Origin of the sequence: Arthrobacter sp. StoSoilB20, from assembly GCF_019977295.1 — a bacterium.
Taxonomy (GTDB): domain Bacteria; phylum Actinomycetota; class Actinomycetes; order Actinomycetales; family Micrococcaceae; genus Arthrobacter; species Arthrobacter nicotinovorans_A.
The window spans coordinates 888,555-911,232 of record NZ_AP024651.1 but is presented as its reverse complement, the minus strand read 5'-3'; the positions used below and the strand labels follow the sequence as shown (position 1 = coordinate 911,232).

18 protein-coding genes are annotated in these 22,678 nt (G+C 64.3%); 11 read left to right on the top strand and 7 right to left on the bottom strand.

Features of this window, described 5'->3' with window-relative positions:
* The first annotated feature begins 3 nt into the window (after positions 1 to 3).
* From LDN85_RS04260 to LDN85_RS04240, 5 genes are read left to right on the top strand one after another with little or no spacing between them, the layout of a single operon-like run.
* Positions 4 to 2,124: a dipeptide/oligopeptide/nickel ABC transporter permease/ATP-binding protein gene (locus LDN85_RS04260; RefSeq protein WP_026547682.1), complete on the top strand. Its 2,121-nt coding sequence runs from the start codon at positions 4 to 6 to the stop codon at positions 2,122 to 2,124.
* Positions 2,121 to 2,936, top strand: coding sequence for an ATP-binding cassette domain-containing protein (locus LDN85_RS04255; RefSeq protein WP_223944689.1), 816 nt, complete (start codon positions 2,121 to 2,123; stop codon positions 2,934 to 2,936). The genes LDN85_RS04260 and LDN85_RS04255 overlap by 4 nt, the downstream gene beginning before the upstream one ends.
* A 37-nt stretch (positions 2,937 to 2,973) precedes the next feature.
* A complete protein-coding gene (locus LDN85_RS04250) occupies positions 2,974 to 3,891 on the top strand; it encodes a dihydrodipicolinate synthase family protein (protein WP_223944688.1) in 918 nt (305 codons plus the stop codon).
* A 6-nt stretch (positions 3,892 to 3,897) separates the two neighbouring features.
* Positions 3,898 to 4,920: an ROK family protein gene (locus tag LDN85_RS04245; RefSeq protein WP_223944687.1), complete on the top strand. Its 1,023-nt coding sequence runs from the start codon at positions 3,898 to 3,900 to the stop codon at positions 4,918 to 4,920.
* Positions 4,917 to 5,603, top strand: a complete 687-nt coding sequence (locus tag LDN85_RS04240; RefSeq protein ID WP_223944686.1) for an N-acetylmannosamine-6-phosphate 2-epimerase — start codon at positions 4,917 to 4,919, stop codon at positions 5,601 to 5,603. The genes LDN85_RS04245 and LDN85_RS04240 overlap by 4 nt, the downstream gene beginning before the upstream one ends.
* Before the next feature lie 74 nt (positions 5,604 to 5,677).
* Here LDN85_RS04240 and LDN85_RS04235 read toward each other — a convergent pair whose 3' ends face one another.
* A complete protein-coding gene (locus LDN85_RS04235) occupies positions 5,678 to 6,517 on the bottom strand; it encodes a sulfurtransferase (RefSeq protein WP_223944685.1) in 840 nt (279 codons plus the stop codon).
* A gap of 445 nt (positions 6,518 to 6,962) precedes the next feature.
* On the opposite strand from LDN85_RS04235, the gene LDN85_RS04230 reads away from it, so the two are divergent.
* From LDN85_RS04230 to LDN85_RS04210, 5 genes are all read left to right on the top strand, one after another.
* Entirely contained in the window at positions 6,963 to 8,420 is a 1,458-nt protein-coding gene (locus LDN85_RS04230; RefSeq protein WP_223944684.1) for an NAD(P)/FAD-dependent oxidoreductase, read from the top strand.
* A gap of 71 nt (positions 8,421 to 8,491) precedes the next feature.
* The gene (locus LDN85_RS04225; RefSeq protein WP_223944683.1) at positions 8,492 to 9,370 is read left to right on the top strand and encodes an ABC transporter ATP-binding protein; all 879 of its coding nucleotides are present in this window, start codon (positions 8,492 to 8,494) and stop codon (positions 9,368 to 9,370) included.
* A complete protein-coding gene (locus tag LDN85_RS04220) occupies positions 9,367 to 11,403 on the top strand; it encodes a YhgE/Pip domain-containing protein (RefSeq protein WP_223944682.1) in 2,037 nt (678 codons plus the stop codon). Before LDN85_RS04225 ends, LDN85_RS04220 begins: the two co-directional genes overlap by 4 nt.
* On the top strand, positions 11,400 to 12,080 hold the full coding sequence (locus LDN85_RS04215; RefSeq protein ID WP_223944681.1) for a TetR/AcrR family transcriptional regulator: 681 nt from the start codon (positions 11,400 to 11,402) through the stop codon (positions 12,078 to 12,080). Before LDN85_RS04220 ends, LDN85_RS04215 begins: the two co-directional genes overlap by 4 nt.
* Positions 12,081 to 12,224: 144 nt before the next feature.
* Positions 12,225 to 12,863 (top strand): hypothetical protein, encoded by a 639-nt coding sequence (locus LDN85_RS04210; protein ID WP_223944680.1) that lies wholly within the window; start codon positions 12,225 to 12,227, stop codon positions 12,861 to 12,863.
* A gap of 390 nt (positions 12,864 to 13,253) precedes the next feature.
* Here LDN85_RS04210 and LDN85_RS04205 read toward each other — a convergent pair whose 3' ends face one another.
* From LDN85_RS04205 to LDN85_RS04180, 6 genes are read right to left on the bottom strand one after another with little or no spacing between them, the layout of a single operon-like run.
* Positions 13,254 to 14,672, bottom strand: coding sequence for an FAD-binding oxidoreductase (locus tag LDN85_RS04205; protein ID WP_026542218.1), 1,419 nt, complete (start codon positions 14,670 to 14,672; stop codon positions 13,254 to 13,256).
* A gap of 39 nt (positions 14,673 to 14,711) precedes the next feature.
* Positions 14,712 to 16,334 (bottom strand): ABC transporter ATP-binding protein, encoded by a 1,623-nt coding sequence (locus tag LDN85_RS04200; protein WP_223944679.1) that lies wholly within the window; start codon positions 16,332 to 16,334, stop codon positions 14,712 to 14,714.
* Entirely contained in the window at positions 16,331 to 17,188 is an 858-nt protein-coding gene (locus LDN85_RS04195; protein WP_026547670.1) for an ABC transporter permease, read from the bottom strand. Before LDN85_RS04195 ends, LDN85_RS04200 begins: the two co-directional genes overlap by 4 nt.
* Positions 17,185 to 18,213: an ABC transporter permease gene (locus LDN85_RS04190; protein ID WP_223944678.1), complete on the bottom strand. Its 1,029-nt coding sequence runs from the start codon at positions 18,211 to 18,213 to the stop codon at positions 17,185 to 17,187. Before LDN85_RS04190 ends, LDN85_RS04195 begins: the two co-directional genes overlap by 4 nt.
* 1 nt (position 18,214) lies before the next feature.
* On the bottom strand, positions 18,215 to 19,873 hold the full coding sequence (locus LDN85_RS04185) for an ABC transporter substrate-binding protein (RefSeq protein ID WP_223944677.1): 1,659 nt from the start codon (positions 19,871 to 19,873) through the stop codon (positions 18,215 to 18,217).
* Between the two features lie 47 nt (positions 19,874 to 19,920).
* Entirely contained in the window at positions 19,921 to 21,750 is a 1,830-nt protein-coding gene (locus tag LDN85_RS04180; RefSeq protein WP_223944676.1) for an amidohydrolase, read from the bottom strand.
* Positions 21,751 to 21,929: 179 nt separating this feature from the next.
* Here LDN85_RS04180 and LDN85_RS04175 point away from each other — a divergent pair, with 179 nt between their 5' ends.
* Positions 21,930 to 22,607, top strand: a complete 678-nt coding sequence (locus LDN85_RS04175; RefSeq protein WP_091552882.1) for a TetR/AcrR family transcriptional regulator — start codon at positions 21,930 to 21,932, stop codon at positions 22,605 to 22,607.
* Positions 22,608 to 22,678 lie beyond the last annotated feature (71 nt).

The window sequence follows — 22,678 nt, the reverse complement described above, 5'->3', positions numbered from 1 at the left end:
CTCATGCGCAGCAAGCTCGCAGAACGGCTGAGTGCCCCGGGCATTCGCTTCAAAGCCCTGCCCTGGGGTTCCCGTATCGCCCTGCTCTTCCTCATCGTGATTGTCCTGGCGGCCATTTTCGCCCCGGTCATTGCCCCGCACGATCCCTTGGAGACCTTCATCCCGGCCACACCGCCGGGCGCTGAACACTTCTTCGGCACCGACCGTTTGGGCCGGGATATCTTCTCCCGCCTCCTTTTCGGCGCACAGTCGTCGTTGATGATCGGCCTCGGCGCCGTGGCTTTGGCCATCCTGGCCGGCGCGCTCCTTGGCTCCTTCGCCGCAACGTCCAGCAAGTCCGTGAACGAGATCATCATGCGGCTCATGGACATCCTCATGGCATTCCCCGGCATCGCGCTGGCCGCCGTGCTGCTGGCGGCGTTCGGTAACTCGGTGCCCACCATCATCATCGCAATTGCCATCATCTACACACCCCAGCTGGCCCGCGTGGTCCGCGCCAACGTGCTGGCACAGTACGGCGAAGACTACGTCCGCGCCGAGCGCGTGATCGGTGCAGGCCGTTTCTACATCCTGGTCAAGCACATCGTCCGCAACACCGCCGCTCCGGTGCTGGTGTTCGCTACCGTGATGGTCGCCGACGCCATCATCCTCGAAGCCTCACTCTCCTTTCTGGGTGCCGGAGTGCAGGACCCCGCGCCGTCATGGGGCAACGTGATTTCCTACGGCCGCAACCTGGTCCTGTCCGGTGGCTGGTGGGCAACCACCTTCGCGGGCCTGACCATCCTGTTGACCGTGCTGTCCCTTAACATCCTGGCCGAGGGCCTCACCGACGCCATGGTCAACCCGAAGCTGCGCCGCGCCCCGGCCGTAAAGGACGACGACGGCGCGTCAGCCGCCGTTGCTGTCGACGCCGAAGTGGCAACCTCCGTGGCCCAGCCCTCCGTCGTGGAGGAACACGAGCTCGACGGCGTCCGTGCAGCTTCCGGCGACACCGTCACCTCGGATGCAGGCACCTCAGCCGTCCTCACCGACGTGAAGGTGGCCGCCGCCAACCCGCACCTCCTCCTGGACCGTGAACTGGAACTGTTGGCCGCCATCGAAGCCAAACGCACCGACAGGCTCCCGCAGGTTTCCCCTGACGCCCGCAACGTCCTTGAGGTGAAGAACCTGTCCATTCGCTTCCCGGGCCGGTTCGGCGACATTGCGATCGTGGACAACGTCTCCTTTACAGTCCGCGAAGGCGAAACCATGGGCCTGGTGGGCGAGTCAGGTTGTGGCAAGTCGATCACCTCGTTGGCTGTCATGGGCCTGCTGCCCAAGACAGCCCAGGTCACCGGATCCATCACCTTCGATGGCAAGGAACTCCTGGACTCCAGCACCAAGCACAGCAGTCCCAAGGCCTATGAGGGCCTCCGCGGCGAGCAGATTGCCATGGTCTACCAGGACGCGTTGAGCTCCCTGAACCCGTCCATGAAGATCAAGGACCAGATGGAGCAACTCACCAAGCGTGGCGGCCGCAAGACTCCGGCAGAGCTGCTGGAGATGGTGAAACTGGATCCCGTCCGGACCCTCGCCAGCTACCCGCACGAGCTCTCCGGTGGGCAGCGCCAACGTGTGTTGATCGCCATGGCCCTCTCCCGCTCGCCCAGGATCGTGGTGGCCGATGAGCCCACCACTGCGTTGGACGTCACAGTCCAGAAGCAGGTGGTGGACCTCCTCAACGAACTCCGGGAGCAGCTCGGATTCGCCATGGTATTCGTCAGCCACGACCTCGCCCTGGTGGCTTCCCTCGCCCACCGGATCACCGTGATGTACGCCGGCCAGGTGGTGGAATCCGCACAGGCATCGGAGCTCCTGCAGAACCCCAAGCATGAGTACACCCGCGGCTTGCTCGGCGCTGTGCTCTCCATCGAGGCCGACGCCGTCCGGCTCCATCAGATCCCCGGCACGGTTCCCTCGCCACGGGACTTCGCCACGGGCGACCGCTTCGCGGCCCGCTCGCTGAGGCCCGACGCCGATCCCCACCAGCCACTGGTCCTCACCAAGGTTTCTTCGGTTGACACCGTCAACGGCGGCGATGCCGACCACTACTGGGCAAGCCACTTGAAGGAGGACGCGAAATGAGCCTCTCAATCCAGCAAGACCCTAAGCCGGTCATCGAACTCAAGGACGTCAAGGTCTACCACCGCGCACGGACCGGTGGGCTGTTCCGGCCGAACATCGTCAAAGCCGTGGACGGCGTGGACTTCACCATCAGCCGTGGCGAAACCGTGGGCATCGTGGGTGAGTCCGGCTGCGGCAAGTCCACGCTCGCTTCAGTGCTTGTGGGACTCCAGCCGCCGACGTCGGGCGAGGTCTTGTTCCACGGAAAGCCAGCCATCAAGCGGAACGCGGCCATGCGCAAGCAGTTTGGCAGGTCCGTCTCCGTGGTTTTCCAGGACCCGGCAACAGCATTGAACCCGCGTATGACCATCCAGGACATCCTCACCGATCCCCTGCAGATCCACGGCATCGGCAACGCCGCCTCCCGCGCTGCCAAGGTCAAGGAACTGTTGGCGCTGGTTGGCTTGCCGGAATCGGCAGCCGAGGTGACGCCGTCGCAGGTCTCCGGCGGCCAGCGCCAGCGCGTGGCGATCGCCCGCGCACTCGCGTTGGACCCGGACATCATCGTGGCGGACGAGCCGACGTCGGCCCTGGACGTCTCGGTCCGCGCGCAGGTCCTGAACCTGCTGTCCGACCTGAAGAAGCAGCTGAACCTGGGCATGGTTTTCATTTCCCATGACATCCAGACCGTCCGCTACGTCTCGGACCGCATCTGCGTCATGTACTTCGGCAAGATCGTGGAGCAAGGCACAGCCAGCCAGGTCTTCGACAACCCGAGCAACGACTACACCAAGAAGCTGCTGGGCGCCGCGCCGAGCCTGCTCCACATCTAGTTTTTCCCTTCACAAGCTACAAACAACGGAGAATTCTGTGTCCACTCAGTTCCAGGGCGTCATCCCCCCGGTCATCACCCCCCGCCACGCCGACGGCAGCATCGACACCGCGTCGCTGAAGAACGTCACCAAACACCTGATCGACGGCGGTGTGTCCGGACTTTTCGTCCTCGGCTCCTCCGGCGAAGTGCCCTACCTGACCAACGACGAGCGTGAGCTGGTGGTCTCCACCATCGCCGATGCCAACGCAGGAGCCGTCCCCCTGATCGTGGGGGCCAACGAGCAAACCACCCACCGTGTGATCGAAGAAGCGCGGAAGGTAGTGGACCTCGGCGCCGACGCGATCGTTGTCACGTCCATGTACTACGCGATCGGCAATGCCGCGGAAACCGAGACCCACTTCCGCGGCATCCACGCCGCCATCGACAAGCCGATCTTCGCTTACGACGTCCCGGTCCGCACGCACTTCAAGCTGCCCACCGAGCTCTTGGTCCGCCTCGGCCGCGATGGAGTCATTGCCGGCGTCAAGGACTCCTCCGGCGACGACGTCTCCTTCCGCCAGCTCCTGCTCGCGGCAAAAGACATCCCCAACTTCGACATCTTTACAGGCCACGAAGTAGTAGTGGACGGCGCCCTCCTGGGCGGCGCGCAGGGCGTTGTTCCAGGCCTTGGCAACGTTGATCCGGCCGGTTACCGTCGGCTGTTCGACGCCGCCCAGGCCGGTGACTGGGCCCTTGCTGCACGGGAACAGGACCGTTTGGCGGACGTCTTCGAGATCGTTTACACCCCCAACGGCCGTGTCTCCGGAGGTGCTGCAGGCTTGGGCGCGTTCAAGACCGCTTTGCAGGTGATGGGCGTCATCGAGTCCAACACCATGAGCTCGCCGATGCTGTCTTTGAATGATGCTGAGACCGCCGCGATTCGCGAAATCCTGGAGCGGAACGGGCTGGTCTAGGTTTCAATGACCGCTCCCCTGACCCAAGCCGCCCACGTGATCGGCGTTGACCTCGGTGGCACCAAGACGGCCGCCGGGGTTGTCTCCCCTTCCGGCGACGTGCTCATCTCGGAGACCATTCCGACGTTGAACCGGGCCGGTGGCGAAGCCATCCTCGACGCCACCGCTGCGCTGATCACGGGCTTGGCGGAGCGCGCTGCCGACGCCGGAATTTCGGTTTCCGGCGTCGGCGTCGGCTCCGCGGGGGTTATTGACGCTTCTTCCGGGGTTGTTGTGTCAGCGACCGACGCGATTCATGGCTGGGCCGGCACTGCACTTGTCTCCGGGCTGTGTTCCCGGCTTGCCCTGCCGGCCGCCGCGGTGCGGGCCGTCAACGATGTCCATGCGCACGCCCTGGGTGAAGCCTGGCTGGGCGCGGCCGCTGGTTCCTCCAGCTCGCTCATGGTGGCGTTCGGTACGGGCGTAGGCGGCAGCTTTGTGGTGGACGGCGCTCCCGTTTTGGGGCACCGGTTTGTGGGCGGGCATGTTGGACATTTCGCTTCCCCTTATGCCTGCGCTGACGGTGCTCCCTTGCCGTGCGTCTGCGGTGCTTCCGGGCACGTTGAGGCCATTGCTTCCGGCCCTGCCTTGTATCAGGCCTACCTTCGCTTTGGCGGTTCGTCCCTGGACGCAGCCGACACGCGGGGCGTGTTTGCGCTGGCGGCTTCGGCCTCAGACACGCACGACGACGGTGCTGCCGCAGCGTCCGCGGACAGCCGGGCTGCTGCTTTGCGTGCCGTCGAGGTTGGCGCAGCAGCGGCAGGCCAAGCCGTGGGCGGGCTCATTAATATCCTCGATCCCGAGACCGTGGTGGTCTCCGGTGGCTTGGCCGATGCCGGCGACCCCTGGTGGAAGCCCATGGAGTCTGCCCTGCGTTTGGAACTACTGGCACCCCTGGCTGCAGTGCCCGTCATCCGGGCAACCCTCGGCAACACCGCCGCCATTGTTGGCGCCGCGAAACTCGTCCTTGAAATAAGGGAAACATCATGATCCTCACGCCCGAAGGCCTCGAAGCCCTCCGTTCCCAGCTGATCGTCTCTTGCCAGGCGTACCCCGGAGAGCCCATGCGCGATCCCCGGACCACGGCGCAAGTGGCGGCATCAGCGGTCATCGGCGGCGCGGCGGCGATCCGCGTCCAAGGGTTGGCCGACGTACAGTTCACGCGCACCGCCGTCGAGGTCCCTGTTATTGGCCTTTGGAAAGACGGTCACGACGGCGTTTTCATCACCCCGACGCTTCGGCATGCCTTTGCCGTTGCGAACGCCGGGGCCCATGTTGTTGCGATTGATGGAACCCGGCGTCCCCGGCCGGATGGGCTGTCCCTATCCGATACCGTGGCGGGTATCCACGCAGAATCACACGCGCTGGTCATGGCAGATTGTGGCTCGTTTGACGATGCCGTGGCAGCCGTCGAGGCCGGGGCTGACTTGATCGGCACCACGTTGTCCGGCTACACCGGCGAGCGCCCCAAGACGGACGGCCCGGATGTGGAGCTGTTGGAGCAGATTGCTTCTGCTGGGTTGGGCAAGCCGCTCATCGCTGAGGGCCGGATCCACACCCCTACCCACGCACGGCAAGCCCTGGACGCCGGAGCGTTCGCGGTGGTGGTTGGTACAGCGATCACCCACCCGGCGAGCATCACGGGCTGGTTCAAGGGTGCGATGCAGGCTTAGCCCCTCGCGTTGCCCCTCGCGTTGCGGGGCCCGCTCTGCGCCCTAAAAGGCAGGCGAAGCCCGCAAAGCAGGCCTCACAACGGGGCGTAAGGCTGGATCATGGTCGCCACGGGCCTCTCCTGCGCGCGCGAGTACTGGGACCATCCGCCGACGAACAGCCTGCCCTGACCCATTCCAAGCTGTTCCATCACCAGCAGGTTGTGGCAGGCCGTCACTCCGGAACCGCAGTAGGAGATGATGTTCTGCGCGGACTCGACGCCGGCGCGTTCAAAGTTGGCGCGAATCTGAAGCTCGGGAAGCAGCTGTCCCGAGGGGTCAAGGTTTCCACGGCAAGGGACATTCACGGCGCCGGGTATGTGCCCTGGACGAGGGTCCACAGGATCCTGACGCCCTTCAAAGCGGTCGGTGTTTCTCGCATCCAATCTCAGGTACGCGGTGGAAGAAGCCTCGGAGATGTCCGCCAGAAGGTGCACCGGCCACGCGCGGGATGAGAAGTTTCCCTTCGGTCGGGACGAGGATTCCGTGCTGAGGCCGCCCGGATAAGCGGCCATGCCCCCGTTAAGGATGGCGGCTTTGTGCCCCGTTGACCGGAGCATCCAGACGAGCCTGGCGGCAATGACTCCCCCGGCGTCGTCATAGACAACCACCGTGTCAGCATCGCTGATGCCCACATCCCGCATGCCTTGGGCAAAGACCTCGGGATCAGGCAACGGGTTTCTCCCGGCCCCAGGAGACGCAGGGCCGGACAACCACTGATCCAAGTCGATGAAAACGGCCCCGGGAAGATGGCCGCTCTCGTAGGCGTCCTTCCCTGAAGATCCATCGAGGTACCACCGGGAATCTGCGAGAACAAACGTCCCGGGGTTGGCCGCACACCAGCTCCAGTCGACGAAAGGCTTCAGTTCTTCTTCCATGCACAGCAGCCTAGGCAGGAAATCCATATTTTGAGATATGTATCCCAATATATGGACAGAGCCGAGTTGCGAGGCCCACTCCGCACCCTCCAACTCACGCAAACCCTGCACACCGGGCCTCCCAACACACCACCCACACTTGCGAGGCCCGCTCTGCACCCTCCAACCCACGCGAACCCTGCACACCGGCCTCCCAAGACAAGGGTGCGTCTTGCCAGGCCCGCTCTGCACCCTCCAACGCACGCAAACCCTGCACACCAGGCCTCTCAACACACCACCCACACTTGCGAGGCCCACTCTGCGCCCTCCCACCCACGCAAACCCTGCACACCAGGCCTCACAACACACCACCCACACTTGCCAGGCCCACTCCGCACCCTCCAACCCACGCAAACCCTGCACACCAGGCCTCACAACCCCAAGGGAGCGGCTGTAGGCTTTCCCCATGACTGCCGAGAGCTCCCGGGAATTCGACGTAATTGTGATCGGCGCGGGCGCCGTAGGAGAAAACGTGGCGGACCGGGTGGTCCGGGGCGGCTTGACGGCGGTGATTGTTGAGAGCGAACTGGTAGGCGGCGAGTGCTCCTATTGGGCCTGCATACCCTCCAAGGCACTGCTCCGGCCAGGGAATGTCCTCCATGCAGCCCAGGTGGTGCCCGGCGCCTCCGAGGCTGTGACCGGAGTGGTGGACCCCCAGGCCGTGCTGAAAAACCGGGACTGGTTCACCAATAACTGGCAGGACGGCAGCCAGGTCGAATGGCTTGATAGCGCCGGCATCGAGTTGATCCGTGGACGCGGCCGTATTACAGGCCCACGTGAGGTTCAGGTGGACGGGATCGATGGCACCAACTACGCGCTCAAGGCCCACCATGCGGTGGTCATCGCGACGGGGTCGACCCCCACCATCCCGGACATTGAGGGCTTGAAGGATGTTCCCTTCTGGACCACCCGCGGCGCCACGGCAGCCAAGGAAGTTCCCCGGCGATTCACAGTCCTCGGCGGTGGCGTGGCCGGCGTGGAGATGGCCCAGGCTTTCGCCCGCCTCGGCTCGGACGTCACACTGATTGCCCGCGGCCGCCTGCTGAGCAGCTACCCGGAAGAGGCCGCCGACCTGGTCATGGCCGGGCTCCGCGCCGATGGGGTGACCGTCCACGTCCACACTGATGTGGAGAAAACAGAGAAGAACGACGACGGCTCAGTGACTGTGACGTTCGACGGCAAAAAGGTCACAGCCGACAAACTTCTGGTCGCTTCCGGGCGGCACCCGGCCCTGTCCAATCTGGGCCTGGACAACGTGGGCGTCGAAGCCCGGGACGGCAAACCGCTCCGCCTCACCACCGATCCAAGCGGGCTCGTGGAAGGTCCTGCAAGCGATGGCACCAGTGGGCTCTGGCTGTATGCCGCCGGAGACGCGGCCGGCAAGGTACTCCTGACCCACCAAGGCAAATACGAGGCCCGGGCCACCGGCGATGCAATCGTCGCCCGGGCCAATGGCAAGCTCAAAGGATCACCCGAACCGTGGAGCCCGTGGGCCCACACCGCCAATGACCATGCTGTCCCAAGCGTCGTGTTCACCGATCCCGAAGTTGCCGCAGTGGGCCCAAGCCTGGAGCAGGCGCTCCTGCAAGGCAGGAATGTCACCGGAGTGGAACTTCCCATCAACGTCTCCGGCTCCCAACTGTATTCACCGGACTACAAGGGCTGGGCGCAGATCGTGGTGGATGAGGATCGGAAGGTGATCCTTGGAGCCACTTTTGTGGGCCCGGGTGTCGCCGAACTGCTCCACTCGGCCACCATAGCCATTGTGGGCGAAGTGCCGCTGGACCGCCTGTGGCATGCGGTTCCGTCGTATCCCACCATCAGCGAAGTGTGGCTGCGGCTTCTGGAAAAGTACGGACTCTAAATCTCTATTTGAACTGACTGGTCAGTTTAGTTAGACTTTCTGCAGACACTATTTCTGCGAAAGGCTTCATTGTGCTGTCCGTACAGCAACTCCAGATCAACGGCCGCCGGGGCGATCTCCTTCCGGCAACGTCACTTCAAGTCCGCCGGGGCGAACTCCTGCTCGTCGCCGGAGAGGGCCAAGACCAGCGGACCGCTTTGGCGTTGGCTTTGAGCGGCCGCATGAAGCCAAGCAACGGCATCCTCAGCTGGGACACCACCACCAAGACCAAGAAGATCCGCCTGGCCAGCGCTTTGGTGGATTCCCCGGGCGTCAACGAGCCCGAGCAGCACCTCAGCGTCCGAGACCTCGTTACCGAGGATCTGTCCCTCATTCCCCGCCGTTACCGCGGCGCCTTGCTCAGCAAGCCCTGGCTGAAGGTCAACAGCTTTGAAGACATCGCCGGGCTCTGGATTGAACAAATTCCCGCCGCCCGCCGCCTGGAACTCCTGACGGCATTGGCCCTGGCAGATCCCGCCACCGACCTCCTCGTGGTGGACTCTCCCGACCGCCACAGCGCAGACCCCGCTGCCTGGCTGCCCCGGCTTCAGGCTTTGGCGTCCGACGCCGGGCGGCCGCTTGCCGTCGTCGCCGTCGTCGGTGCCCTACCGGACAACTGGACCGGAGCCGCCGCGGTCATCGGCAACTCAGTGACGCATCCGCCCGAACCGGAGGCGGAGAGCACCGCCGTCGAACCAGCCGAGCCAGCCACCGCCGTCGGACCAGCCGAGCCCGAGCCAGCCACCGCCGTCGAACCAGCCGAGCCGGCCACCGCCGTCGAGCCCAAAGCAAAGCACGCTGCCGCAACGGCACTCGACAAGCCGGAAACGCCCGCAACATCTACAACACCCACGGCGCACCAATCAGCCGCCGACCCTGAAAACGAAACCCTTCAAAGGACTGCAAAGTGACTGTTCTGCGGCTCGCCCGCTCCGAACTCAAGCGCATGACCGGCGGGCTCCTGCCCAAGCTGACCATCCTCGCCCTGACCATGGTTCCGCTGCTCTACGGAGCCGTGTACCTCTACGCGAACTGGGATCCATACGGCAACCTGAACCAGATCGACGCTGCCCTGGTGGTCGAAGATACGGGAGCCACGTCCTCTGACGGCACGGAGCTTCAGGCCGGCAGGAAAGTTGCAGACAGCCTGGTTGAGGGCCACGTCTTCAGCTGGAAGCAAGTCTCCAGCGCCGAGGACGCAGATGCCGGTGTCCGGACAGGTGAGTACGCTTTCGCCCTGCGGATCCCCAAGGACTTCTCCGCCAATCTGGCCTCCCCCGGCAGCTTCGACGCTGCCAACCAGGCCATGCTCCACGTCACCACCAACGATGCCAACAACTACCTCCTGAGCACCATCGTGGACAAGCTCACCACCGCAGTGCATTCCACCGTGGCCAAGGAAGTGGGCGAGGAAACAGCCAATCAGCTCCTCACCGGATTCGGCACCATCCACGCGTCCATCGTGAAGGCAGCCGACGGAGCCTCCGAGCTGGCCACGGGCGTGGGAAAACTCAGTGACGGCGCAGCTACCCTCCATGGCGGAACCACCCAACTGGTGACCGGCGCCGATCAACTCGTGGCCGGACAGACCCAATTGCGCGATGGTGCCGTTCAGCTCAACAACGGTGCAGGCCAACTCAGCTCAGGCCTCACCGAACTGAAAAACAAAACGGCAACCCTGCCTGCCGACTCCAAAAAGCTTGCCGACGGTGCCGCCCAGGTAGCTGCCGGAAACGCGGAGCTGAACGCGAAAGTCCAGGACGTCGTCGGCCAGTTGGAAGCGGCGGACAAGGGCCTGCGCACCAGAGTTGTAGAGTCCAACGCCCGGCTGGTCGCCGCCGGCGTTCTGACGCAGGAGCAGGCGGCCAAGGTCCTTGCTGACTTCGACGCCGCCGCGGCCTCGAGCCCCGTGACGGACGCCAAGGCAAAGATCTCCGGCGACGCCGCCAAGATCCAGCAACTCTCGGACGGTTCAGCCGCTGTAAGTGCCGGTGCCTCCAAGCTCGCCGCTGCCACGCCAACACTCACCGATGCCATCTCGAAGGCCGCTGCAGGTGCCGGCCAGCTCAGTACCGGCGCAGCAACGCTCGCGGCCGGACAGCAGTCCGCTTTGGACGGCGCAGCCAAGCTCGACGACGGCGCCCGCCAACTGGACGACGGCGCAGGCCAGCTCGCCACGGGTGCAGTGACGGCAGCCGATGGTTCGCACACCCTGGCCACGGAACTTGCCAAGGGTGCCGGGGATATCCCCAATCCGAACGATGACCAGAAGAGCAGCGTGTCCAAGGTGATCGCTGATCCGGTAGCTGTGGACAACGTCTCGCAGGCCAAAGCGGGCTCCTACGGCGCAGGCCTGGCACCGTTCTTCCTGACCCTGGCCTTGTGGATCGGCGTGTTCATGCTGGTCCAGGCCATGCGGCCCATCACCCAGCGGGCCTTGGCGTCGAACGCCCCCGCGTGGAAAATCGCCGTCGGAGGCTGGCTGCCGTTCTTCGTGGTCTCGGTACTGCAGGCCACCATCCTCACCCTCGTGGTGAACCTGGGACTGGGATTGAACCCGGCCCACCCCATCGGAATGTGGCTGTTCATGCTGGCCGCCGTGATGGCCTTCAGCGCGATCATCCAAGGCATCGTGGCGCTCATGGGAACACCCGGCAAGTTCGTGGTGCTGATTCTGCTGGTCCTGCAGCTGGTGTCCTCGGGCGGTACGTTCCCGTGGCAGACCACGCCTATGCCGCTGCACGTGGTGCACGAAGTCCTGCCCATGGGCTACGTGGTCACCGGCATGCGCCACCTCATCTACGGTGGTGAGCTCAGCATGATCTGGCCTACTGTCCTTGGCCTGCTTGGATACACTTTGCTGGGAATGGCGTTGTCCACGCTCGCCGTCCGCAAGCACAAGGTGTGGACCCTCAAGACGCTGAAGCCGGAGATCGCAGTATGAGCACCACCGAGCCGGGCACCACCGAGCCGGTCCCTGCCGAGCCGGGCGCCGCCGCAGGCGCTGCCGGCGCTGCTGCCGGAGAGAAGAAGCTCCGGCCCGGCCGCACCAACGCCACCAAGCAGCGCCTGTTCGAGGCTTCCATGGAACTGATCGGCGAGCGCGGAGCAGCCGGGGTGACGGTGGACGAGATCGCAGCCGCTGCCGGTGTGTCCAAAGGGACTGTCTATTACAACTTCGGCAGCAAATCGGATCTGATCGCCCAGTTGCTGCGCCATGGTGTGGACATCATGCTGGTCCGGCTCCAGGACGTTCGCGGCAAGGCCAACGATCCCCTGGAGTCCATGAACAACATGGTGGCCCAGGCCATGGAATTCATGGACGACTACCCTTCCTTCGCACGACTCTGGGTGAGCGAGAACTGGCGCACTCCCGGGGAATGGAGTGCTGTCTTTGCCGAACTCCGTGCCGAGCTGCTTGCCGTGATCGGTTCCGCGGTGGAGAGCGTGGCATCCGGATACAAGGTGAACGAGTCCATTGCCCGCGGTTCACTGGAGGCGGCAATTTTCGGGGCCATCTTTGTGGTGGGACTGGATCGCCAGACATACAACCCGGAACGGACCCGCGAGCAGAGCGTGGCGGCCGTGATGACCATCATGCACGGCTACGTCATCAAATAGCCTTGGCCGCCCCGTTGTGGGGCCCGTTCTGCGCACTCTCACTGGTGTTTAGGGCGCAGAGCGGGCCTCACAACGGTATCCAACTGCAATGTACGACGGCGTGGCGCGGCCACTGGGTCGGCGATGATTAACCTCATGCGTCACATGGGGAACAGCGGAAAGCTTGCGGTAGTGGCCGCCTTTGTATCCCTCGGGCTACTGGTCCTGGCAGCCGCAGTCCTTGAAGAACTGGTGTTGTACCTGTTTTTGGGCTCCATGCTGGTCTGCTATCTGGCATCGCTCGTCCAGGTCTTCAGCCGCCGTCGGTACTTGGTGGTCCTGCTGGCCGCAGCGGGGACCAGCCTGTTCATTGGTTGCAGCATCGCTTTCCTGCGGATGTGGGGAATTGCCTTCAACCAGGATGCCAACGCTTTGGGCAGTGCCGTGGGCACCAAGGATTCGGACATCTACTTCTACCTTGCCGCCGCAGCCGGACTGGGGACGCTGGCGGTGCTGTTCATCGGAGCGGTGGTGCCGTCCTTTGGATCCCGTGCCCCCGCGCCGGCCAAGCGAACACCGGCGCCGGCAAAGCGTACGGCTTCGGCGCGCAAACCCGCCCCTCGCGCGGGTACCCCCACCAAGCGCCCGGCCGGACCCCTTCCGCGTACTACCACTCCAGCTAAGGCTTCGACTGCAACGAAGAGCCCTGCCGTGAAGCGCCCAGCGCCCCGTACGCCAACAGCACCAGGCAAGCGACCGGCGTCGAGCGCTCCCTCTCAACGCAAGCCGGCTCCCAAGCGCTAACCACCCCCACGTTGCGAGGCCCGCTCTGCGCGCTTTCCCGCCACCAAACCCCGCAAAGCGGGCCCCACAACGCAACCACCCCCACGTTGCGAGGCCCGCTCTACACGCCTCCCCGGAACCAAACCGTGCAGACCAGGCCACACAACGCAACCAACCCCACGTTGCGAGGCCCGCTCTACACGCCTCCCCGGGACCAAACCGCGCAAAGCGGGCCCCACAACACAACCACCCCGCGTTGCGAGGCCCGCTTTACACCCATCCCCGCCACCAAACCCCGCAAAGCAGGCCACACAGCCAAACCACCCCTGCGTTGCGAGGCCCGCTCTACACCCCTCCCCGCCACCAAACCCCGCAAAGCAGGCCCCACAACGCAACCCCGCGGCGGCGAGGTCAGGAGTCGAAACCCAGCCCCACGGCGTCGAGCGCTTTGAGGATGAGGTTCCGCTTTCCCTGGTTGTGGTCGGCCCTGTCCATGGACCATCGGGTGAGGTTGATGCCCAATGAAGCCAGCGGCTCGGGAGGGAACGGGAGCGGCCGTTTCCGGACCATCTCCACACGGGTACGCTCAGTATCCAGCCCGGCCAGCAGGTCCAGCAGAACGTCAGCGGCGAACGCTGTGGCGCCCACCCCGAGTCCCGTGAAGCCCGCCGCATAAGCCACCCGTCCCTTCCGCGCGGTGCCGAAGAAGGCGCAGAACTGCGTGCTGGAATCGATGGGACCGGCCCACTTGTGCGTAAATTTCACACCCTCCAATTGCGGGAACGTGGTGAAGAAGTGTGAGGCGATCCGCTCCCACGTCGCCGGTTGGTACTCGTGCCGCTGGTCCACGCGGCGGCCCCGGAAGTAGAGGGCGTCGTACCCGCCAAAGAGGATCCTGTGGTCCTTGGTGATGCGGTAGTAATGGAACTGGTTGGCCATGTCCCCAATTCCTTGGCGCTTGGTCCAGCCAATGGACTCCAACTGCTCCGCGGACAGAGGTTCGGTCATGAGCGCGTAGTCGTACACCGGCACGGTCATGAGTTGGTTCCGCTTGAGCAGGGAGGGAAAAACGTTGGTGCCAAGGACCACATGCCCGGCTTCGACGTTTCCCCGTTCCGTCACCACCGTGACACCGTCTTCGTGGTCCTTGAGTTCACGGACGCGGGTGCCCTCGTGGATCACTACTCCCAGCTCCGTTGCCACCCGCGCCAGTTCAAGGCCGAGTTTGTACGGATGGACCATGGCCACGGAGTCCTTGTGCCAGCGGCCCGCCAAATACGTGGGGGAATTGACCTCGCCCCGGACGGCCTCCTGGTCCAGGTAGACGCTGCCGGGGCTGTCGTCCTCCTGGAGCCAAGCCACCTGGTGCGGTTCGACGGCGACGTTGAGCTCCCCGGTCCGCTCCCAATCACATTCCATGCCGTACTTCTGAACGGCTTCCTCCATGCGGTCCAGGTTCTCCATGCCCAGCCGGTCCAAAATCTCCAGCTCATCGGGCCAGCGGTTCTTGCCGTTCTCATGGCCGTGCGTGAGGCTGGCCTCGCAGAAGCCGCCGTTGCGGCCCGACGCCGCCCAGGCCACGTGCTCTGCTTCCAGCAGGATCACAGTCCTGCCGGGGTCCCGTTCCTTGGCACGAAGTGCCGTCCACAGGCCGGTGTAGCCGCCGCCGATAATGACGAGGTCGGCGGCAGCATTGCCGTCGAGCCGGGGGTAGTGCGTTGCTGAGTCCTTCAGGTCATCGATCCAGAAGGGCCGGTGGGCGGCACCTTCCAGCGCATGGGATACGACGGCGGCCTGCGGGACGTTCCGTTCGAAAACGGTGGTCTTCACGGGAGGTTCTCCTGTTTCAATGGTTGTATTCCCAGCCGGTCAGGCAATGACCGACTCGGCGTCCCACAAGGGCCGGGGACGGGAGGCGATGAGGTTCCGTGTGTACTCATCTCCGGGGTCCTCAAGGATTCTCGCGGTGGGCCCCTGCTCCACGATCCGTCCCTGGTGCATCACGATGAGGTCGGCGCAGAGCCGCGACACCACGGCCAGGTCATGGGTGACGAACAGGATGGTCAGTCCGAGTTGGTCCCGCAGTTCCTCCACGAGTTCCAACACCTGGGCCTGGACGGAGACGTCCAAAGCGCTGGTGGCCTCGTCCAGCACCAACAGGCGGGGGCGGGCAGCAAGGGCCTTGGCCAAGGCGACGCGTTGACGCTGTCCGCCCGAGAGGGCCCGGGGCTTGGCGTCGAACCGTTCGGGCCCGATCCCCACCCGTGCCAGAAGATCGCGTGCACTGTCCCTGGCCTCCTTGCGTCCTTGCTTTTGGTGCAGCCGGAAAACATCGGCCACGGCGTTGCCAACAGCGATCCGGGGATCCAAGGACAAGTACGGGTCCTGGAAGACAATCTGTACTTCCTTGGCCAGCACTTTCCGCTCGGTTGCCTTCAAGGGCCGGTGTGGCCTGGTGACTCCGCGAAGGGCGACTTCGCCTGCTGTCGCGGTTTCCAGCGCCAGCACCAGCCTGGCGAGCGTGGACTTCCCGGAGCCGGACTCGCCCACGATGCCCAAGGATCCGCCCTCCGGCAGGCTGAATTCCGCGCCATCCAAGGCGGTGATGACTTCGCCGCGGGGCAGGTGGTACGTCTTGGATAACCCGGTAACCTCCAGCAACGGAGGCCCTACCGGCTCAAGCCCGCGAGCCGCAGCCACGGCAGAGCCACCACCCACCTCAATGACAGGAGTCGCCTCCACCAACTGCCGCGTGTAGTCCTGCTGGGGCGTGAGGAAAACAGTCCGGGTTGCGCCGTGCTCCACCACTTCCCCGCGCCGGAGCACGTAGACCCGCTCACACAGGCTGGCCGCAAGGTTGAGGTCGTGGGTAATGAAGAGCATCCCCATCCCCCTGGACTGTTGTTCCTCGCGCAGGAGCCGCACGATCCCGGCCTGGGTGGTGACATCCAAGGCAGTGGTGGGCTCGTCGCAGAGCAACAGATCCGGGGAGTTCAGCAGGGCAGCGGCGATCATGACCCGTTGGAGCATGCCGCCGGAGAGCTGATGCGGGTACTGGCCCATGAGCTCCTTGGCCCGCCGAAGCCCCACCTGTTCCAATTGTTTGACGGCACGTTCGGTGGCCTCTGCCCGGGTCAGCCCGTCGAAGCGCACCAGGGTTTCGGTCAGGAAGTCCCCCACGGTCCGGACCGGGTTGATGCCCGCCCGGGGGTCCTGAAAGATCATCGAAGCATGCCTGCGGCGCAGCTCCATGAGCCGTTGCCTGGTGGCTGTCAGGGTGTCCAGGCCCTGGACGGAGACGCTGCCCGAGGACTCCGAGCCGCCGGGCAGCAACCCGAGCGCGGCACGCGTTGTCAGGGACTTACCTGAGCCGGACTCCCCCACCAGGGCGACCGCTTCGCCGTCGTCCACGTGCAGGGAAACGCTGTCCAGCAGCGGCGGCCTGCCCGGAAAGCCGAGCGTAAAGTTCTGAATCTGCAGCAGCTGGCTCATGAAAGTTTTCCTCCGATGCGGTCTGAGAGTTCCTCGCCGATGACGTTGACGGCCACTACCACCAGGACCACTACCAGTGCGGGCCAGAATGCGGGCAGGAGATATCCGCCCAACAGTGCGCCGCGGGATTCCTCGATCATGGCGCCCCAGTCGCTGGTGGGCGGCTGGACCCCGAGTCCGATGAAGGACAGCGCTGCGAGGTCGGCCAGCACGTAGCCGAAGTTCAGTGTTGATTGTGCGCCGACAGTGGGAACCAGGTTGGGCAGAACGCGTCCCAGCACCACCCAGGGCGTCCGGAATCCGAGTACCCGGTAGGCCTGGACATACGGCCGGCTACGCTCGGCGACCACCAGGGACTGCGCGAGCCTGGCAACGTAGGGAACATAGGCGATGGTCATGGCCAGGATGGGTGCAAAGAGTCCCTTGCCGAACAATGCGATGGCAAGCATGGCCATGAGCAGCGCCGGGAATGCGAAGAGGAGGTCGAACAGGCGGCCCAGGACCTTGCCCAGCCAGCCTTCGGACCAACCGGCCACCAAGCCCAGGAGCAGCCCCAGGACCGTTGATCCGATCACCACGATGGTGGGTCCAAGCAGCGAGGTCCGTCCGCCATGCATGATCCGGCTCAAAAGGTCACGCCCCAGCGCGTCGGTCCCCAGCAGATGCTGTCCGCTGGGACCGGCAAGGACGTTGTTGAGGTCCACATAGTCAGGGTCGTACGGCGCCAGGGCCGGGGCGAACAGGGATAGAAGTACGACGGCGGCGGCAACAGCCAGCGCGCCCCACGCCATGGGTGAGAGGAGGCTGCCATAGCGGCGCAGGCCTGCCTGTGGCAGCTGGATGGCCAACGTCATCGGGACTCCGTTCCGGCCGCGATCCGCGGATCAATGAGGGGTTGGATGAGGTCCACCACGGTGTTCACTACGACAAATGCGGCAACCACCACCATGACGATTGCCTGGACGACTGCGAAGTCCAGGCGGTCGATGGACTGCACCAGGAGTTGTCCGATGCCGGAGAGGCCGAAGGTCCGCTCGATGATGGCGCTGGAGACCAGGAGCCCGGCCACGAGCACGCCGCTCACTGTCAGGATGGGTCCCAGGGCGTTGCGCAACACATGGCGTGCCACCACGGATCCGCGGGTCAGCCCACGGCTGGTTGCCACTTCCACATGCTCACGGAGCAGTTGTTCGTTCATGGAGGAGCGCGTCACCCTGGCCACCATGGCGATGTAGGTGATGCCCAAGGCGAGCGCCGGGAGGGTCAGGTGCCAGATCCGGTCCGCTCCGCCGTCGCCACTTCCGAAGGAGGGGAACCAGCCCAGGCCTACGGAGAAGAGCGCAACCAAGGCGATGGCTGCCACGAACGGAGGCACTGCCCCGGCCGCGGTGAGGGTGATGAGGATGAAGCGGTCACCGAAGCCCTTGTTCAGGCTGGCCACGATGCCCGCGAACAACCCGAGGATGGTGATGAACACAGCGGCCAACGCCACGAGTTGCAGCGTGGTGGGCAGCCGGCCCAGCAGGACGTCGGAAACATTCTGGCGGTAGGTCAGGGAGCGGCCCCAGTCGCCGTGGAGTATGCCGCCGAGCCAATTAAAGTACTGTTCCCAGGCCGGTTTATCCAAGCCGAACTGGCGGGTGATTTCTTCGAGTGCTTCGGGCTTGGGGCTGCGTCCCCTCAGCAGGAAGCGGGCCGGATCTCCCGGAACGAGGAAGCGTGAGAAGAACACGGCCAGGGAGGCAACAAACAGTGTCAGCACCAGGGCCAACAACTTTTTCACGATATACATGGCCGGGCGTGCGGTGCCGGCTTTGGCCCGTTGACGGGTGGGACCTGCCGGGGAGGAAGCTGCCGGGAGCTTTTCTGCAACGGTCACGTCAGCGACCTCCTATCTGGGCTGCCCACGGGAAGTACATGTAATTGATGGACGGGTCCGCGCCGGTGATGCGCTTGCCCAGCCACATGGAGGTGACGGTCTCGTACAGCGGTCCCCAAACCACGTCTTCGCTGGCCAGCTTGGCCGCTTTGCCCGTGAGTTTGCCGCGGGCATCAGGGTCCTGCACTCCGTAGGCGGAGTTCACCACGTCATCGAATTCCGGGTTGCTCCACCCTCCGTAGTTGCTGAAGTCCCCGGTGCGCAACACGCTGTACATTTCCAGGGGCTCGGTGCTGGACAGGTACCAGGAAGTGACCAGGAGATCCACGTTCCTGCGGGCCTCGGGGTCGGAGAACAAGGTGGTGTATTTGTCGTTGGACATGGTCTGGATTTCCGGTTCCAAGCCGATCTCCTTGGCCGCGGAGGCTATGGCCCGGGCTGCGATGTCGAAGGCTGCATTGAGCGAGGCCGTAGCGAAGACGAAGGTGCTGCCCTCGGCCCCCGCTTCCTTGATGAGCCTCTTGGCTTCGGCAAGGTCATAGGGCGTGGACAACAGTCCGTCGAAGGCCTCGTCCGTTGTTCCCGGTTGAATGCTCTTCCATACGCTTTTGGTGGTCAGGGCATCTGTCTTCTTCGCGTACCCCTGCTCCGCGGCCTTGATCAGCGCGTCCCGGTTGATGGCCATCATGAGCGCTTTGCGGACGCGGACATCCTTGAACGTTCCGGCCAGGTTGGTAAAGACCATGCTCTGCACAGAGGTGTCCTTGCCGAAGTAGAGGGATCCTGCGTCTTTGTTGGCTTTGAGGATGTCGATCGCGTTGGACGGGATCGCGAACCCGCCGTCGATTTCGCCGGTTTGGAAGGCGTTGATGCGGGAGGTGGCGTCCGGGAGGATGGTGAAGGTGACCTGCTTCGATTTGGCTTTGAGGTCCGGATCCCAGTAGTCGTCGAAGCGTTTGAGGGTGATGCTCTCCCCCGCTTCCCATTGATCGAACTGGAAGGGTCCGGTGCAGTTCACGCCGGCTTTGGAGTTGCCGTAGTCCTTTCCAGCGTCCTCAAGGGTTTTGGCTGACTCCACAACCCCGGGGGCGCCAACCAGGGAAGCGTTGAACACGTAGTCCGGACGCGTGGTGGTGACAGTGACCTGGTAGTCGCCGGTCTTTACGATCGATTCCACATTTTGGTAGGACGACGCCCAGAACGAGCCCACTTCCGGGTCAAGGTGGCGGCTCAAGGAAGCTACGACGTCGTCCGCCGTCATCTCAGTGCCATCGTGGAACTTCACCCCTTGGCGGATGGTGTAAACCCATGTCAGGGGATCAGGATTCTCTACTCCCGTGGCCAGGCCGGGCGAGGACGAGAGGTCCGCGTTCCACCTGAAGAGCGATTCGCACACGTTGGACAGGACCGTGTTGTCCGGATAGTCGAAGGCGTAGGCGTAGTCCAGGGAGAAAGGCTCCGCGTACATGGCCCAGGTGAAGTTGTCGATTTCCTTGCTGGGAGGCTCGGTGGAGTCCGACACGGTGTACTTGGCACCGTCGGCTGCGTCAGTCACGCCGGCGGGCCGCACGCCGCAGCCGCCCAGGACCAAGCCGAGTACGACGCCGGCGACCGTCACCGCGGTGATGCGCGACGGCGTCGTCCGCTGTTTGGGTCGCACGGCGCCCTGCGAAGGTGTGGGTGCAGGTGTCTGCGCTTTTGGCTGCCTCACTGCGTCACCGCCGGTTGATGGCTACGGCGTGTTTCCGTGAGTGGGCTTTGGGCTGCCGCACGGTCATAGACGCACTCGCCCCCAATCCACGTCTGCGTCACCACTGCCCGGTGCAGTTCTTCCTCGGGGAGTTCGAAGATGTTCAGGTCGAGCACCACCAGATCTGCGAGTTTTCCAGGTTCAAGGGTGCCTGTCGCGGCATCGAGGTGGTTGATCCAGGCCGTACCGTGCGTGTAGGCGTCCACGATCTGCTTGAGGCTGAGCTTTTGTGACGCCGGGCCAAGGGGAGGCAGGTCCTCGCCGGGAGCAGTGCGGTTGACTGCCACATGGATGGCCGCGATGGGATCGGCAGTGGAGACCGGCCAGTCGCTGCCCGCCACTACAGTGGCCCCGGCGCTGGCCAGCTGGCCGAAGGGATAGTGCCGGTCCTCTGCGCCAGGCTCCAGGAAGGGGAGGGTCAGGGTGTCCATCTGTTCCTCATGGCAAGCCCAGAGCGCTTGCACGTTGGCGGCTGCGTCGAGCGCGGCAAAACGGGGAAGGTCTTCGTCCCGAACCACCTGAAGATGCGCAAGGTGGTGCCGGTGATCGTTGGCGCCGTTGGCCTCCCGGGCAGCCTGCAAGGCATCCAGTGCATCCGTCACAGCGCGGTCCCCGAGCGCATGGAAATGAACCTGCATGCCCTCGGCGTCAATGGCGGTCACGAACTCCTTCAGCTCCTCCGGTTCGAAGAACTCGATCCCGCGGTTGTCCGTGTGGTGTCCATGGTGGTCCAGGTAGACGTGGTGCATGGCTGCCGTGTAGTTCTCCGCAACACCGTCCACCATCACTTTGACGGTGTTGGCATTGAGGTGGAGGGGGTCGAAGGCGCCGGCGACGCTGTCCCGGCGTTCCACGATTGCGTCCAGTTGGGACATCCCGGCGGTCCTGTCCCACCACTGGCATGCCGTGACCCGGACCTTGAGGTCCCCGGCCTTCGCGGCGTCCTGGTAGACCTCAAGGTGATCGGCATGCCCGCCTTCCGGGATGGGAACCCAAGCGTCCTGCCAGGCGGTGATGCCCTGGGCGAGAAGTAGTTTCTGGGAGGCCATGAGGCCTTGGTACGCCAACTCATAAGGGACCTCCGGCTTCACCGGATTGAACAGGTCCATGGCGCCCTCGTGAACAGTACCTGCGGGTGTGCCATCTTCTTCACGCTCCAAGCGGCCACCCTCCGGATCAGGCGTTTCCTTGGTGATCCCGGCGGCTTTGAACGCCGCAGTGTTGGCCCACGCCCCGTGGTGATCCCTGTTGACGAGGTAAACAGGGCGGTCCGGCACCACTGCGTCCAGCAGCTGCCGTATGGGGGTGCCACCCGGAAACAGGTCCATGGACCACCCTGCGCCGAGGATCCATGGCTGGTCCGGGTTGTCCGCGGCGTAGCGGGCCACTGTTTCCACGGCTTCTTCGGCGCTGGCCACCTCCGTCAGGTCGCACTCGAGCAGCTCTATTCCGGCGAAAATGGGGTGGATGTGGGCATCCTGGAAACCGGGAAGCACCAGCTGTCCTTGGAGGTCCACGCGGCGGGTGTGCGGGGCGATGGTCCCCTGGATCCCTCCGGCGTCTCCTGCGTTCTGGGGGTTCTGGGCGTCTCCTGCGTCCTGGGGGTTCTCGGCATCCCGGGCGTCCCGGGCGTCCCGGGCGTCCCGGGCGTCCCGGGCGTCCCGGGCGTCCTGGGCGTTTTGGACAGCGATGATCCGGCCGCCCGCAATTGCTATATCCGCCCGGATGGGTCCGGCGTCTTTGCCGGTGTACACCCATCCGTTCTCCAACAAAATCTCTGCGTGCACGATTCGAGTCCTTTCAAGGGAAATTCAACTCTGGAGACAGACTATGAGCCGGATCACATTAAAGTCAACAGTGTTGACATCAGTGATGACAAAGACTTTGACTAGTCCTCGAAAGGAGGTGGCCATGAATCATGTAGGTTGATAGTCAACCGGGGAACGCATGGAAGGCGGACAAGCAGATGGTGCAGCCAGCACAGTCGACGGACCGCCGCACACGCCTGGATCCAGCCACCATCATCGACGCTGTCCTCCGGATTTCCAGCCAGGAACCCGGAGACCGGCTCACTGTCCGGCGGCTGGGACAGGAACTCGAGGTCGACGCCACTGCTGTTTACCGGCATTTCCGGAACAGGGATGCGATTGTCAGGGCCGCCTTGGACAAGCTGTTCATGACCTCGGTGGAGCGCACACTGGCAGTGACACGGGATAGGGACTGGCGCGCCCGGCTGGAGGCGTACCTGGACGAGCTCCTCAGGGTCTTCATGCAGCACCCCGCCCTGGGCAGCGAATCGTTCGCTACGGACACTTACGGTCCCGGCGAGTTGAAGGCCATTGAGTTCGTCCTCCAGTGCCTGACGGACGCCGGGCTGGAAGAAGACCGCGTGGTGCACTACTACGCAGCCCTTGAAAGCTACACCCTTGCGCTCGGTGCCGGCATTGCCGTTGAAATCCAACGGCTTCCCGACTCCGAGGGGCACGATCCCTGGCTCAACCCACGGGTCTTCACCCGCATTACCGGTCACCCCCTCCTTGAAAAGCATCACGCCGCACTGCAAAACCTCGATTCCCTGAAGGCATTCCAGGCAGGCCTCGCCGCCATCCTGGACAGCGCCGAGCGCGAAAGCACTCAGGGCTGACGCACCGCCTTTCGGCACCTTCGCAAAAGCCCCCGGACTTTCACCGGGCTTTCAGCCCCGAACTTTCACTG